Source organism: Croceibacterium ferulae (assembly GCF_003660445.1).
GTDB lineage: Bacteria > Pseudomonadota > Alphaproteobacteria > Sphingomonadales > Sphingomonadaceae > Croceibacterium > Croceibacterium ferulae.
This window is the reverse complement of record NZ_QZVQ01000019.1, coordinates 15008-30084: the sequence shown is the minus strand read 5'-3', so window position 1 is coordinate 30084 and position 15077 is coordinate 15008. Positions and strand designations below refer to the sequence as shown.

The window sequence follows — 15077 nt, the reverse complement described above, 5'->3', positions numbered from 1 at the left end:
AGACTTCCTGAATCAGCACAGCTCGCCGAAATCAAGCTGCTGATTGGGTTTGGACCCTAAGATAAAGGCTGCAAGAGGATGGTGTATCGAACTTTGCTGTCGATCACTAATCCCAAGAATGCTCGTCTAAACGGTTAGCTTACTGGATAAATGAACGTCGGCAATCGGGTTGCGCTTGTTGATGGCCTAGGGCCAGCAAAGGGGCGACTGCCGCCCTCTCAGCGGAAGCGGGAGGCGGAAACTGGTCACTCCGCTCTCTCAATATCAGGAGCTGTGTCCAACCGTGCCCGCCCGACGATCGCGGCAACGGTGTTCTTGCTGATGCCGAGGTCGCGCGCGATCCAGCGATAACTGCGCCCCTCGGTGACGAGGGCCAGCACCTTGGGGGCGAGTCGGTCGGACTTGGGGCGGTCGCCGGTCTGCCGCCCAAGTTTACGACCGCGCGCCCGTGCAGCGGCAAGACCAGAGCGCACGCGCTCGCTGAGCATGTCGCGCTCAAACTGTGCGATACCGGCGAGCATCGTCGCCATCATCCGCCCGTGCGGCGTGTCGACCTCGAACGTCATCCCACTCATCGCGACGACAGACACCCGCCAGCCCGACAGCCGGTTCAGCGTATCGAGCAGATCCTGCGTCGAGCGTCCCCAGCGGCTGAGTTCGGTGACGAGGATCGCATCGATGTGGCGCGCCTGCGCCAACTTCATCACGTCGGCTCGCGCCGATCGGTTGGCCTTCATGCCCGAGGCGGTTTCGCGGAAGACCTCGACCACTTCGTAGCCGCCACGCTCCGCGAAACCGGCAAGGTCGCGCAACTGTCGCTCGCACGACTGGTCGGCGGTCGAGACGCGGGCATAGATGGCGGCGCGTTGTCCCAATTGAACCTTCCTGAAATCAGGCTTCAAAAACCCTTGATTTGCGTGGGGTGAGTGTTGTCCAAAACAGACTTCTGTTCAACAGGGACACTGCCACATGCCGAGACGCCACATCCTGAGCGCCCGGCAGCGGTCGGCGCTGCTTGACCTGCCGACCGACGAGGCGTCGCTGCTGCGGCATTACATTCTGGCGGATGACGACCTGGCTCACATCGACCGGCGGCGTCGGCCGGAAAACCGGATCGGCTTCGCCCTGCAACTCTGCGCACTGCGCCATCCGGGCCGGATGCTGGTGCCCGGCGAAGTGATCCCGCTCGCGGTATCCACCTTCCTGGGGGCTCAACTTGGCATCGCCGGCGATACGCTCGTCCGCTACGTCGTCAGGCGCCAAACCCGCCAGCAGCACATGGAGGTGCTGCGCTCTGTCTATGGGTACAGGACGTTTCCCGGACAGGGTCCGCGAGCGCAGGCTTTTCGTGAATGCCTGTTCGCCGAAGCCGAACAGGCACGCTCCAACGACGATCTCGCCCGGCGTTTCATCGCTCGCTGCCGTGACACTATGACCATCCTGCCCGCGATCACGACTATCGAGCGGTTGTGCGCGGATGCGCTCGTCGCGGCCGAACGCCGGATTGAAAGGCGGATCGCCGAGCGGCTCAATCCCGCGACCTGCGCTCGGCTCGACGAGCTGACCACCGAAATGCTGCCGGGCGCGATCAGCCGTTTCATCTGGCTGCGCCGGATCGAGCCGGGCAACAATTCCGCCGCGGCGAACCGGCTGCTCGATCGATTGGAGTTCCTGCGGGCGATGGACCTCAATGCCGGTCTGCTTGCAGAAGTCCCACCGCATCGCGTCGCCAGATTGCGGCGACAGGGCGAACGCTACTTCGCCGATGGTCTGCGCGATCTGAGTGCCGACCGGCGTCGCGCCATCCTCGCAGTCTGTATCATTGAGTGGGCAACCGCGACTGCGGATGCGGTGATCGAGACGCATGACCGGATCGTTGGCCGCACCTGGCGCGAGGCGAAGCAACTGCATGACACACGGGTGGCAGATAACAGGGGTGGGGTCACTGCGACGCTGGCGGGCTTCGCGGCGCTCGGCGGATCGCTGCTCGAAGCGCATGGCGACGGTGCGTCGCTTGACGATGCGATCGCGCGTGCGGCGGGATGGGAGCATCTGACCCGCCTCGTCGCTACGGCCCGGACGTTGACAGACACGTTGGGCGACGATCCGCTGGCCCATGCCGATCAGGGCTATCACCGCTTCCGTCGCTATGCGCCGCGTATGCTGCGCTGCCTCGACTTCGAAGGCGCGCCGGTCGCCCGGCCCTTGCTGAACGCGGTGACCGCCATCGCCACCAAAGGCACGCCCCCGGCGACTGACGATTTCCTGCGGCCGCATTCCAAATGGCGGAGACAGTTGCGAGCGAAGGGCGACGATGATGCCCGTCTCCGAGAGGTCGCGGTCATGTTCCACCTGCGTGACGCGCTACGCTCGGGCGACATCTGGCTCGACCGCTCGCATCGGTATGGTGACCTGCGCAACGTCCTCGTGTCGATGGAAGTCGCGCATGCTGCGAAGCTGGCCGTACCGTCTGATCCGCATGTCTGGCTCGCCGATCGCAAAGCCCGTCTTGCCGATGGCCTTGCCCGGCTCGGTCGCGCCGCGCGTAACGGAACGATCCCGAAAGGCAGTATCGAGGACGGCACACTGCGCATCGATCGCCTCACCGCTGACGCGCCGGATGGGATCGATGACTTGGTGCTCGATCTCTACCGCCGTCTGCCGTCCGTCCGTATTACCGACCTGCTGCTCGAAGTAGATGCCGCGCTCGGCTTCACCGAGGCCTTCACGCACCTGCGCACCGGCGTTCCGTGCGACGACCGGATCGGCCTGCTCAATGTCCTGCTCGCAGAGGGTTTGAACCTGGGCCTGCGCAAGATGGCCGAGGCTTCCAACACCCATGATTACTGGCAACTCTCTCGGCTCGCGCGCTGGCACGTCGAACGCGAGGCGATCGATCAGGCGCTGGCCCATGTGGTCGCCGCACAAGGCGATCTGCCGATGGCGCAGGTCTGGGGTATGGGCACTACCGCATCCGCCGATGGTCAATTCTACCCCGCCGCGCGACAGGGCGAGGCGATGAACACGGTCAACGCTCGCTATGGCAACGATCCCGGCATCAAGGCCTATACCCACGTCAACGACCGCTTCGCGCCGTTCGCATCGCGGACCATCCCTGCGACCGTCAGCGAAGCCCCATACTTGCTCGACGGGCTGACGACGAATGAGGCCGGACGACGGATCGAAGAGCAATACGCCGACACTGGTGGGTTCACCGACCATCTGTTCGGGATAAGCGCCACGCTCGGCTACTGCCTGGTGCTGCGCATCCGCGACCTTCCATCCAAACGGCTCTACGTGTTCGATCCCGCCGCTACGCCGAGCGAGTTACGTCCGCTGGTGGGCGGGAAGGCGCGCGAAGCGCTGATCGTCTCCAATTGGCCTGATCTATTTCGCTGCGCTGCCACCATGAGCGCAGGGCAGGTCCCGCCAAGCCGCATCCTGCGCAAGCTCGCCGCCTATCCGCGCCAGAATGATCTGGCCGCCGCACTGCGCGAGGTTGGCCGGATCGAACGGACGCTGTTCATCATCGAATGGATCCTTGATGCCGGCATGCAGCGTCGTGCCCAGGTCGGCCTCAACAAGGGCGAAGCGCACCACGCGCTGAAGAACGCCTTACGCATCGGTCGCCAGCGCGAAATCCGCGACCGTACGACAGAGGGGCAGCATTACCGGATCGCCGGCCTCAACCTGCTCACCGCCGTCATCGTCTACTGGAACACCCTGCATCTCGGTCATGCCGTCGAAGCCCGGCGACGCGAAGGGCTCGATACGCCCGACCACCTGCTGGCCCATATCTCACCGCTCGGATGGGCGCACATCCTCCTCACCGGAGAATACCTTTGGCCCAAGGGTGCCGAGGTTTAGGGTGTCATTTCGCCCTCAGCCGGAACCGACCCCGGGTAGAGCCTGGTGTCAAGCGTTGGCTGAGGGGTTAAGGCAAGAGAGCAGATGGTCATCATGCTTCAACCTGATTTTGACGAGGTGCAGGGTTACTACTGCGGTCGCCCCGAGCCGTTCGGGCGGCGTGAGCCTCGCAAGTAGGATCACAAGGCCTAACGATGCTGAACTTCAACAATCTAAATTGATGAAGGGTTGTATTGCATCCCTGAGGCTTTGCAACGATAGCGGCCTCGCTAAACAGCTTTGCGACAAGAAGAAGGATCCGTACTACATGAAGAGTCCTGAACATAGGCTCAACGAAGGGTTGATTGATCTTACCGCTGATATCGTTGCTGCACACGTTTCGAACAATCGGGTCGAAGTGGCTGACGTCCCGACACTAATCCAGAACGTCTTTAGCGCGCTTCAAGGTTTAGGCGCGAGCGAGCCAGTGGAGGAGCGGCCTGAACCCGCGGTTCCGATTCGCGCATCCGTAAAACCCGGTTATCTCGTTTGCCTGGAAGATGGCAAGAAGATGAAGATGCTTAAGCGCTACATTATGAACCAGTTCGGCCTTACGCCCGATCAGTATCGCCAGCGCTGGAACCTTCCGGCCGATTACCCGATGGTTGCTCCTGAGTACGCAGAGAAGCGGCGGACATTGGCAAAGGAGATCGGTCTCGGGCGCAAGCCTGGCCAGAAGCGCGGCCGTAAGCCCAAGGTCGCTCCGGTCAGCGAAGTTTCTGAATCCGCGTAAAAACCGATCAGCTCGCACAAGAGACGCTGCTTTAAGACAAGCAACTGCACAGCGGTGTCGTAGCAACAGAAAGCCCGGCCGGCCCCGGTCGGGCTTTCGACGTGGTCGATGAGGCCACGGCTGTATATGCCCTATCCCAAGCCTATACAGGCTGGAAAAACCGCGAGTGGACCGGCACGGATCCTCATGATCGCGTCGGCTCGCACGGTGTATCTCAACATCGTCAGTTGCACCGATGTCGAATGTCGCGAGTATCAAATTCCGTTTTTCGGACGTCGGCATGCACAATCCTAAAACCAAGCCTAACATGTTCCAGGAAGCTTGAAGCGCCGCGGCACCGGCGCTCCGGCGTTGAGTTCTAGACTCAGAACTCGTTGCTCACAGCCAGAGGATGACAGTGGCGGCGATGCGGATGACCGAGAAGAAGGTGTGGGTGCACCCATCCTAGCGGGCTTGGATGCGGCGCCATTCCCTTATCAGGCCGAACAAGACCTCGATTCTGTGGCGCTGGCGGTAGAGCAAGTAATCGTGCGGGATCGGCACGCGCCGGTTTGCTCACGACGGGATGCACGCGGAGACCTTGCGATCGGCTCGCGCAGCGCGGAGCCAGTCTGCGTCCAACCTCTGTCACTGAGCAGGGTTTTTGGCCTCCGGCAGCGCATCAAGCATCAGGGCAGCGCCATTATAGTCGCTCATCTGCCCTTCGCTGAGCGTCAGGATCAGCGGCCGTCCTTTGCCGTTGCAAACGGCCTGGAACTTGGAGTTCAGCCCGCCTTTGGTGCGCCCGATACTGTCGGAAACAGCCCGTTTCTGAGCAGACTGGCAGTGGTGCGGTGTACCTTGAAGTGGGGCGCATCAATCATCAGCTGATCCGGCCATATTTCTTACAAAGCGAAACGCTGCACGTGCCACAATCGTCAAAGCTATCACAACCCATCTATTTATCGCTGAGCGATATACTTCTAGTGATTTGATGTTGTCACTCAACCAGATCTTAAAACGCGCTGGCAGAACTTTGCTAGAATTGTAGTCGAGCGCCCCAATGAACCTATCGCTCCCTCGCTCGATCGCAGACCGATGTGCCTTGTCTCGAGTCGTCGTCATGTCTGCCAACCTCAGAAGCTTGGTCGACACAAGGCACTCCGCCGTTGGCGCTGCACTGCCGACCAAGACTCCTACTCTTGCCTCAACTGAATGGGTGACTCGGTGCCTCCATCCACGCCGAACCAACATAACGTCACTGACGGCCAACAGCACAAAGCTTGTCCCGGCATACTCATCAGGTTCGTACCTCCCATTTTCACGCAACATCATGCAAGCATGATCGAATAACATTCCGCCCGGACGCGGAGCCGCTCGCTTCGGCACTTAACTGTGGGCAAATATGACCACTACGCTTTATCTTTAACGGCAGGGTGCCAAAAGGCCTTATGACTCTGACGATTGCTACCACTCCGTTCGCGGACCAGAAACCTGGGACCTCTGGCCTGCGCAAGAAAGTGCGGGTGTTTGCGCAGCCGCACTATGCCGAGAACTTCGTGCAATCCGTGTTTGACGTGCTCGGCGACGTTGGCGGGAAAACGTTGGTTGTGGGTGGTGATGGCAGGTTCCTCAACCGAGAGGTAATTCAGACAATCATCCGGATGGCGGCCGCCAACGGCTTTGGTCGGGTGCTGGTGGGTCTTGGTGGGGTGCTTTCGACGCCTGCGGCCAGCAACGTTATTCGTCAGTATCAAGCATTCGGTGGACTCATATTGTCAGCCAGCCACAATCCCGGCGGACCGAACGAGGATTTCGGCATCAAGTATAATATCGGCAATGGCGGGCCAGCACCGGAAAAGATCACTGACGCCATCTACGATCGTACCAAGAAAATAGATCGTTACTTCATCGTCGGCGAGATAGTTGTTGATCTCGACAGGCTCGGAGACACGCAAGTTGAAGGCATGACCGTCACGGTTATCGATCCTGTTGCTGATTATGCCAAGCTTATGGAACAATTGTTCGACTTCGACGCGATCCGCGATCTGATCGCGAGTGGCTTTCGCCTCAGCTTCGATGGGATGCACGCTGTCACCGGGCCCTATGCAAGAGAAATCTTAGAGCGTCGGCTGGGTGCGCCAGCCGGCTCTGTGGTGAACGGTACACCGCTGCCTGATTTTGGCGGTCATCACCCGGACCCGAATATGGTCCATGCCCATGAGCTGTTCGAGCGAATGTTCGGCGACGATGCGCCTGATTTTGGCGCCGCCTCCGACGGAGATGGCGACCGCAATTTAATCCTCGGCCGCGCCGTCTTCGTTACACCTTCTGATTCTCTAGCAGTGCTGGCTGCAAACGCCCAATTAGCGCCTGGATATGCACATGGTCTGCGTGGTATCGCTCGCTCGATGCCGACTAGCGCGGCTGCCGATCGTGTGGCCGATGCTCTTGGGCTGCCTCTCCACGAAACTCCAACCGGATGGAAGTTTTTCGGTAACTTGCTAGATGCTGGTCGGGCCACAATCTGCGGGGAAGAGAGCGCGGGCACGGGGTCCGATCATGTCCGCGAGAAGGACGGATTGTGGGCGATCCTCCTTTGGCTTAATATCCTGGCAGTCCGGCGTGAGAGCGTGGCGGAGGTCATGAAGAGCCATTGGGCCCGCTTCGGGCGCAACTACTACGCACGACATGACTACGAAGGAGTGGACAGCGCTGCTGCGGAGCAATTGATCTGCGAGCTGAGGGCGACGCTGCCGGCTTTGCCCGGGCGCACAATCCAAGGTTTGACCATCCTATCCGCTGATGAGTTCGAGTATCTCGATCCAGTCGACGGTGCGCTGAGCCAAAGCCAAGGGTTGCGGGTGCAGTTTGAAGGCGGCGCCCGTATCGTGTTTCGCCTCTCCGGTACCGGCACGAGTGGCGCAACGCTGCGTGTTTATCTCGAACGCTACGAAGCACCTGATGGTATCCTGGATGCCGAAACTGCGACGGCGCTCGCCGATCTCGTGCGGGCTGCAAATGATCTTGCAGGCATTCTCAGACATACGGGCCGAGACACGCCGTCCGTCGTAACCTAATGGAATTCGTGGCGCCTATACCTCTTTAAGTCGCTGAATGGGGCGGCGAGCAGCTCAGAGAGTTGAGCACACGCAGATGACGCGCTTGCCGTTAACTGGACGGTTGTTGCGCCTCCCCGCCTCTCGGCAGCTGCTCACGTCGCTCTCAAGACGCTGGTCGGTCTGCCCATTCCAACTCGTGCCGCCCCCCGGGGTCCGATCGCTCTCAGGCTGCCGCCAACTCCGGTCCCCGATAAGCATCGCCCGTGGCCATCATTGCCCAAATGATCCGCGCGCTCTTCTTGGCCGGTGCGACAGCGGCAACGTTGAGCTTCTTGCGTTCCAGCAGCCGCGCCACCCATGGCCACTTGGTGCTGCTCTGTGTTCGCATACACGCGAGATGTTGATGTCGAGCACTTCCGCCTGCTCCAGGAGTGCAGCGTCGAGCGGTACGTCGCTGGCTCGACGTGCTCGGATGGCTGTCATAGGCAAGGCATATCCATTCCAACTCCATGTCCACGAGCATCTACAATGATCTGCAAACGCCAGCATCGAGGCTGAGTTCTAGAACTGCCAGTCCATTCCCGCGCTTGCAGAGACCTGACCCATGGAATCGAAGGCCAGACCCGCCTTCCCCACCATGTGTCCGTCGTCGCCGACGCCTGAGAAGCCCAGCGAAACAGCGCGCTCCCCGCCATAAGCACCGATATCGACCGACAGCATGGAGCGTCCAGCTTCGAAAGGTTGCGGCATACCTGCGAGAGCCATCGCGTTAGAGGTACCAGATGCAGCTCTTCGCGAGGTTCTTGACAGGTCGAAGCCAAGAGCGGCGGATCTGCCGATCCGTATAGGCGCCAGCTCCTGACAAGATTTGCTCTAAGCCTTCGTGAAGTTGCCCGACAGTCGCTGCATCGGAGCTCTCTACGCCTGCCGCAAGATTGCGCAGCCGTACGGGCGCTCCGCCAGCAGCCAAGGTAACCGACTCACGCGATGGATCATCGTATTGGACAGAGTTCCGTCCGAGCGCCAACGCTTCTTCGGCCGTCGCTCTGGCACCGTTGTTGACCTAATTGGATTCGTAGAGTTGACTACCATTCACCGCTTCGCGGGAAGTCATGGTCACAGCGCCGGCAGCCACATTGCTCAGGCGAGCGGCCGGCATGGCACCGCTTCCACTGACGCCCGCAGCTGTCGCCTGAAGAGTCGCGAGTTGCGCTTGAAGGCTGGCGAGCTGGGCGCTGAGCGCCTCTACTTGCGCAAGCAGACTCGAATCCGATGGATTGGTGTCTGGCTGACTGCTGCGGGCTGCGTAGCACTTCCTTGCGCCGTGCTAATCTGGCTCGCCAAGGCGCCGAATGCATCGGAGACGTTCGCGTAAGCTGCGCCATTGACCAGGTATGTGGGCCGGGAGACGGAGCCGGCCGTAACGTCGTAAGTCGCACCTCCGCCCAAGCTATCCGCCAAGGCAGTCCCTATCGACCGGGCAACACCCTTTAGCTGTATGACGTTCACCGCATCAGTGTCGGCGCTTCCCGCCGCCAAGCCGGTAATCTGGCGATTGCCAGTCAGGGTTTGACTGTTCGTGATCGGATCGAAGTAGCCGAGATTGCGTGCAATCGCGATCTCACCCGCAGAGCTTTGTACCGAGTTGCCGCCGAACGCCGCGTAAGCTCCTACCTCGCCCCGAATTGTTCGTGAGGAAGCGCCGAGCGCTACGCTGCCATCATGTACCGCCATTGCTCCTGAGCCGAGCGCCGTAGCGGCGTAGCCTTGGCTCGAAGCCAGTAGGCCAAATGAGGAGCTTGCAAAACGATCGGCACTGGAATTGCGGCCCACCGCCGTCGAGTAGGCCCCCCTTGCCGCCGACCTCGCGCCGATGGCGTTAGGCTCCAATCCGGAAGCTAGCGTTGTGTAGCCGAAGGCCGAGGTGCTGACGGCGCTTGCCACCGCATCGTTGCCGACCGCCAAGGCCTTCTTCTGATCGGCTCTCGCGCGATTACCAATTGCGGCGGAATGCAATCCGCCGACAAAGGAGGAGGAGCCGATCGCCAGGGTATCAGCGTCGAGAGACTGGATGTTGCTGCCGATGGCGAGTGAATGATATCCCGTGACTACGTTGTTGCTGCCAATTGCAATGGATCCCACTCCATCCACCTGGTTGGCTGTGCCCACAGCAATCGATTCATCACCCATTGCCGTGTTGAGTCGTCCCAACGCAGTGGTGCCCATGCCCTTGCCAACGTTCCTCAAGCCAAGCGCCGTCGCACCATCGCCTTCAATCAGGTTGGTGTCGCCGATCGCCACTGCACCTTCGCCAGTCGCTATGTTGTCCCGGCCCAGCGCAACCGCACCCGGTCCGGTCGCAAAGTTGGGGTCCCCGATGGCGACCGCTCCATCGCCCGACGCGAAATTGGCAGTGCCGATCGACACCGACTTGCCTCCCGTCGCCACAGCCTCGTTGCCGATGGCCACGGCACCGAAACTCTCTGCCTTGGCGTTGCGTCCACTCGCGACTGACGCGTCTCCGGATGCAAGCGCGTTGGGACCAGTTGCCATCGAGTCCTTGCCGGTGGCGCGACTGTCCGCCATTGTCGATGTTGTATTGAAGTACTTGGTCGGTGTTCCGACACCGACCGCGGAATTATGGATGGTGCTCCCATCGCATCGAACACGTTCTGCACGCTTGCATATACGGTCCCGCGGAACGAGAAAGCTCCAGCAAAGCCACTGAGAGGGTCGAAGGTGCCAACACCAAGAGCAGAACACCACCCGAAGGGCGTCCACACACCGACGCTCGTTCAGGTATGCAAGCCCGCTTTAGCGGGATGTCTGCTGACGATAGTTTGCATGGATCGGAGCCGAAAGCTGCTGCTCACGTCATCGCGCATCCTGTAAACTGATCGCCTGGCGCTGCATCTCGCAAACCGGATTGCCAGCATATCTTTCCAGCAGCGCGCTGGTCACCCCATTGGTCCAGCCAAAGCCGTCCTGCGTCGGATATTCACCACCGCCGCCCGGCGTGCGCTCCTCCACGTTGTACTTCTCCAGCATTTTGCCCGTCTCCGTAAATGCCCTAGACACGGTCTCCAGCCAGCGTCTGGAGATCTCGCAGGCCAGCTCTTCCTGGCCTGATCGTTCGAGCCCTGCGATGGCGATCCACTGCAGCGGAGCCCAGCCATTTGGTGCATCCCACTGCTCGCCGGTATGCAGCGGGGTCGTCCGCAGGCCGCCGGGCGCCAGCAGGCTGCGGGTGACAGTCTGCGCCACCGCCGCGGCCTGGTCCTTTGTTGCGGCGCCGGCGAAAAGCGGGAAGAGCATCGCTGCGGAGACGCGCGGTGTCGGCGCCCGGGACACGCGGTCCCAGTCGGCAAAGCGGTCCTCCTCCGCCATCCAGAAGTAGTGCTGGAGAGCTTCGCGCCGCTCGCCGGCCATGTCGGTGTAGGCGGCGGCACAGGCTTGATCGTCCTGGGCAGCGCAGCGTTCAGCAATCTCTTCTTCCATGATCAGCATCAGGCTGTTGAGGTCCACCGGCACGATGTCGGTCGTGCGGATGCTCGACAGGCGTCGCGGATCGGCCAGCCAGCGGCTGCTGTAGTCCCACCCGCTTTCTGCGCCTGCACGCAGGTGGCGATAGATCACCGTCGCCGAACGCGAGGGATCCTGCCGTGCAGTGGTCAAATCCTCAAGATAGGATTCATCGCGCGGCAGTGGGTGATCATCCCAGTAGCGGTTGAGCAGGGCGCCGCCCGGCATGCGCACCACGCGGGCACAAGCGCCAGTCGCATCGAGGCACGTCGCGCCTGCCATCCAGTAGGCATGCTCCTTCCGCAATGCCGCCAGCCGGCGTGCCGCCAGTGCCCGATCGTCATTATCCGACAGGTCCAGCATCAGGGCGAAGAATGGCGGCTGGGAGCGACCCAGATAGTAGGTTCGCATCCCGTTCGGAATGTGACCAAAGCGCTCGATGGTGAAGGTGAAGTTGTCCAGCAGGGATTCGATCAGCTGCTGCTGTCCGTCCACTGCCAGGCCCAGCATGGTGAAATAGCTGTCCCAATAGTACATTTCGCGGAAGCGCCCGCCCGGGACGACGTAGCGCTCGGTCATCGGCAGGAGCGATCCCCCCGTCGTCGGCACATCGGGTTCGCGCACCAGCATCGGCCAGAGATTGCGAATGTGGCGGCGCAGAATGTCCGTGCCGCGGTCGTTGACGCCCGGCACCACGAAGTTCGCCAGGACGAAAACCTCCAGCGCCGCGCGATTGGCAGGCGCAGTGCGACGGTAGTCGGCCATGATCGCCGACGGCTCGCGTTGAGGTACCGCGTCGGCAAATGTCTTGCTGTCGGGAAAGATACGCCCTGTCTGGACCTGCTGGAGCAACTCTCCATAGATCGTTGCCGGTGCTTCCTGCGCGTTCAGCGGGCCCGCCGATAGCGTCACAAGCACGAGCGCCGCGCCAAGAATTGAACGCCAGATCTGCATACCCCAGGCTCCTCCTCATCCGGCGTCGCAACCTACCCCTTTTACGACCGGTTGATCAAACTGGCACGGAGCCACGATGCTGAGTCGGCACTTCAGCCTTCATTGAAGGGCGATTAAATCCAGCGACGTGATACGATCGGTTCCATAACTGTGCTGGCCGACCTAATCGCCTTGGTAACGATCGGACCGCAAAGCGGACCTCAAGACGGTCCTGTTAGCTCCTCAACTTCTCGACCCTATACCGGACGTTTAGAACGCACTTTGTCGCTTCTGATTCCGCCATTGTTGATGACGATCTTACGGCACTTTCCGGCGCTCTGATCGCGCTGACGGACGGCAAGGTCTGGACGGATTGCGGCCCGGCGTCTTCAAAGCGAATTATTGGGGTAAGCAGACCCTCGTTTAGCCGGCTTCCGCCGCTCGACCGGCACCGCACAGCAGCGAACTTTTAATTTCCTGCCTGTAATCGCGGGTTTGAAGGAGCAATCGATGCGCGATTACCAGGAAGAAGCTCGTCTGGATGCGCTGCGCCAACTCAAGCTGCTGGACACGCCACCAGCCGAGAGCTTTGACCGGATCACGCGCATGGCGAGCCAGATTTTTGGCCTACCGGTGGCCGCAGTTTCGCTGACGGATCACGACCGCCAATGGTTCAAGTCGCGCGTGGGGATCGAGCATTGGAGCATTCCACGGGATAAAGCCCCTTGTGCTCAGGTTGCAGAAACAGTCGAGCCGCTAGTGATTAACGATTTCCTGGCGGACCCGGTCTATGCGGATAGCCTGCTGGCGCGCAACGGCACCCGCTTCTATGCCGGCGCGCCGCTTATTACCACTGGCGGCTATGGCTTGGGTTCCCTCTGTGTGTTGGGTGCCGAACCGCGGGAGGCAACACCCGCCGAGCTGCAGGCGCTGGCGGATCTGGCAGCGATGGTCATGGCGCAGATCGAGCTGCAACATGCCTTCGGGCGCATCGATCCTGTGAGTGGCTTGCCGACCCGCACCCAGTTCCGGGACGATCTGATCGATTTGGCACGCGATTTTTCCGGGGACGAGCGCTTTGCAGTCGTCGTTGACCTCGCCCGGGATGATCAGATCGGCAAGATGGCGCGCGTGCTGGGCGGAAGCCGCGTCGACGAGATGGTGCGGGAAGCCGCGGTAGCGATAAGTGCCGCACTTGAGCCGACCCGATCGGTTTACCATGTCGCGTCGACCCAGTTTGCATTCCTGTCTCCATCGGGAGTCGAGCAGGTCAGCTACATGGATAGTCTGCGCTCTGGCTTCGACCAGCTGCGGGCCTCGTCATCTTCGCGCTTTGTCACCAGTCTCGCCATTGGCGTACGGCGTTTTGTGTTAGGTGAAACTTCAGCAGACGATGTGCTTCGTGGTGCCATCAGTGCGGCCCAGGACGCTCGTATGACGGACGGTGGGGTCGATTTGTACTCCGCTATGAGGGACAAGACTCACCGCCGCCAGTTTGGTTTACTAAACGACCTCGGAGTTGCGTTGGAGGCACCGGGCCAGTTACGACTGGTGTTCCAGCCGCGCATAGAATTGCAAACCGGGCGCTGCGTCGGTGCTGAGGCATTGTTGCGCTGGCGGCATCCGACCTTGGGCGACATCTCGCCTGCCGAGTTCATTCCGCTAGTGGAGCAGACCTCGCTCGCCCGGTCGGTTACGCAATGGGTGCTCGAAGCCGGGCTGGATCAGTTGGCGGCGTGGACCGGCGCGGGCACCCCAATCACCATCTCGATCAATATTTCCGCATCCAATCTGGCGGAAGCTGATCTCGTGGAGCGCATTCAGTTCGGGCTGCTGAAACGTCGCCTGCGCCCTGAACAGCTCGAAGTGGAGGTCACCGAAAGCGCGATCATGGAAGAACCGGATCAGGCTTCGGCCATGCTTCGGCAGCTGGCAGAGAACGGGACCTGCGTGGCGATCGATGACTTCGGGACGGGGCAGAGCAGCCTGGCCTATCTGCAGCGCTTACCGGCACAGGTCGTGAAGATCGATCAGGCTTTCGTGCGCAACCTGACCCGGACGCAAGGTCCGGACGTCGTGCTGGTGGAGACAATGATCGGCCTAGGGCACAAGCTGGGATATGAGGTGGTCGCGGAAGGGATCGAGACGGTCGAGGCGGCAGAGATCCTGACGAACGCCGGTTGCGAGGAAGGTCAGGGCTTTCTCTTCGGTCGGGCGATGGACGTTGTGCAGTTCGATGCTTGGCTTGCTGATGGCCTGCACGGCAGGAAAAAAGACGCTCACGCCGCGTGACGCGTTCGGCGCCGCGACCCTCCGCAGCGCAGAGTGAGAGCTGAAAAAAGGCTCTGAGCTCGAGATGAACAAACGACCGCTTTCGAGACGGGCTCAGGCCTGTTTGAACAACCGCGATGGCGTAGGCGGGAAGGCAGCTCCGCGGATGTGCCACCCCCAAAGTGGGACATATTTGGGCAGCTTCCCAGCGCCTAATCGCGCAAATCCGTTCTCACAGCAGCAGTCACTCCGAGCGACGTGGCTGTTCGGCGACAGTATAGGTCTGAACGGCAGCTGAGTGCGGGCGGTTTGTGGGCCCGGAGCTGATCGCAGTGGCTCGGCATCATCGATCGGTTAAGCATTCGGTCTTGGTTAAAGCTTTCTTAAATTTCGATAGGTATTCAGGGCATCTAGTTAGACTGGCTTCGGTGGAGAGACCGCATGACATCCCTCAATAACCGCCGCGAGGCCGCGGATCGGTTCCGCAGCATTGCCCATCTGCTGACAGACAGGGACGCCGCGATTGTGCGGCAGTGCGCGAGAGAACTGGAGCAGGAGGGGGCGGTCGCCTTCGTGCTCCAGTAACATAGCAGCCCGCAGCAGCTGCATCGCCATTCGTTGGATGTTCGCCTAAGCGGAACGCTGTGTCGGTGGAGATTTGGTACTGGAGC

The 15077-nt window shown here is 61.0% G+C and carries 11 protein-coding genes; 5 read left to right on the top strand and 6 right to left on the bottom strand.

Going from position 1 to position 15077, the window contains the following annotated elements:
* Positions 1–245: 245 nt before the first annotated feature.
* Positions 246–902, bottom strand: coding sequence for a recombinase family protein (locus tag D5S08_RS15590; RefSeq protein WP_241557468.1), 657 nt, complete (start codon positions 900–902; stop codon positions 246–248).
* Positions 903–969: 67 nt separating this feature from the next.
* Here D5S08_RS15590 and D5S08_RS15585 point away from each other — a divergent pair, with 67 nt between their 5' ends.
* The 3 genes from D5S08_RS15585 (at position 970) to D5S08_RS15575 (ending at position 7698) form a co-directional block, all read left to right on the top strand.
* The gene (locus tag D5S08_RS15585; RefSeq protein ID WP_121120120.1) at positions 970–3867 is read left to right on the top strand and encodes a Tn3 family transposase; all 2898 of its coding nucleotides are present in this window, start codon (positions 970–972) and stop codon (positions 3865–3867) included.
* Between the two features lie 307 nt (positions 3868–4174).
* A complete protein-coding gene (locus D5S08_RS15580) occupies positions 4175–4639 on the top strand; it encodes a Ros/MucR family transcriptional regulator (protein WP_121120122.1) in 465 nt (154 codons plus the stop codon).
* A 1430-nt stretch (positions 4640–6069) separates the two neighbouring features.
* Complete coding sequence (locus D5S08_RS15575; RefSeq protein WP_121120119.1) at positions 6070–7698, top strand: alpha-D-glucose phosphate-specific phosphoglucomutase; 1629 nt, start codon at positions 6070–6072, stop codon at positions 7696–7698.
* A gap of 205 nt (positions 7699–7903) precedes the next feature.
* Here D5S08_RS15575 and D5S08_RS17390 read toward each other — a convergent pair whose 3' ends face one another.
* From D5S08_RS17390 to treF, 5 genes are all read right to left on the bottom strand, one after another.
* Positions 7904–8035, bottom strand: coding sequence for a hypothetical protein (locus D5S08_RS17390; RefSeq protein ID WP_277750427.1), 132 nt, complete (start codon positions 8033–8035; stop codon positions 7904–7906).
* A gap of 206 nt (positions 8036–8241) precedes the next feature.
* The gene (locus D5S08_RS15570) at positions 8242–8430 is read right to left on the bottom strand and encodes a YadA-like family protein (protein ID WP_162302016.1); all 189 of its coding nucleotides are present in this window, start codon (positions 8428–8430) and stop codon (positions 8242–8244) included.
* 19 nt (positions 8431–8449) lie between these two features.
* Positions 8450–8650 carry a hypothetical protein gene (locus D5S08_RS17550; RefSeq protein WP_421757477.1) on the bottom strand — a complete coding sequence of 67 codons (201 nt, stop codon included), beginning with the start codon at positions 8648–8650 and terminating at the stop codon, positions 8450–8452.
* Positions 8651–8925: 275 nt separating this feature from the next.
* The gene (locus D5S08_RS15560; RefSeq protein WP_121120116.1) at positions 8926–10266 is read right to left on the bottom strand and encodes a hypothetical protein; all 1341 of its coding nucleotides are present in this window, start codon (positions 10264–10266) and stop codon (positions 8926–8928) included.
* Between the two features lie 288 nt (positions 10267–10554).
* Complete coding sequence (gene treF, locus D5S08_RS15555; protein ID WP_121120115.1) at positions 10555–12156, bottom strand: alpha,alpha-trehalase TreF; 1602 nt, start codon at positions 12154–12156, stop codon at positions 10555–10557.
* Between the two features lie 489 nt (positions 12157–12645).
* Between treF and D5S08_RS15550 the strand changes: the two genes are divergently transcribed.
* A complete protein-coding gene (locus D5S08_RS15550) occupies positions 12646–14427 on the top strand; it encodes a sensor domain-containing phosphodiesterase (RefSeq protein ID WP_121120114.1) in 1782 nt (593 codons plus the stop codon).
* Positions 14428–14847: 420 nt separating this feature from the next.
* Positions 14848–14991 carry a hypothetical protein gene (locus tag D5S08_RS16800; RefSeq protein ID WP_155522991.1) on the top strand — a complete coding sequence of 48 codons (144 nt, stop codon included), beginning with the start codon at positions 14848–14850 and terminating at the stop codon, positions 14989–14991.
* Positions 14992–15077 lie beyond the last annotated feature (86 nt).

Excerpts from the sequence above, each read along its gene's own strand:
- D5S08_RS15585 (WP_121120120.1), top strand. The coding sequence starts at position 970 with ATGCCGAGACGCCACATCCTGAGCGCCCGGCAGCGGTCGGCGCTGCTT.
- D5S08_RS15580 (WP_121120122.1), top strand. The coding sequence starts at position 4,175 with ATGAAGAGTCCTGAACATAGGCTCAACGAAGGGTTGATTGATCTTACC.
- D5S08_RS15575 (WP_121120119.1), top strand. The coding sequence starts at position 6,070 with ATGACTCTGACGATTGCTACCACTCCGTTCGCGGACCAGAAACCTGGG.
- D5S08_RS15570 (WP_162302016.1), bottom strand. The coding sequence starts at position 8,430 with ATGCCGCAACCTTTCGAAGCTGGACGCTCCATGCTGTCGGTCGATATC.
- D5S08_RS15560 (WP_121120116.1), bottom strand. The coding sequence starts at position 10,266 with ATGGCGGACAGTCGCGCCACCGGCAAGGACTCGATGGCAACTGGTCCC.
- treF (WP_121120115.1), bottom strand. The coding sequence starts at position 12,156 with ATGCAGATCTGGCGTTCAATTCTTGGCGCGGCGCTCGTGCTTGTGACG.
- D5S08_RS15550 (WP_121120114.1), top strand. The coding sequence starts at position 12,646 with ATGCGCGATTACCAGGAAGAAGCTCGTCTGGATGCGCTGCGCCAACTC.
- D5S08_RS16800 (WP_155522991.1), top strand. The coding sequence starts at position 14,848 with ATGACATCCCTCAATAACCGCCGCGAGGCCGCGGATCGGTTCCGCAGC.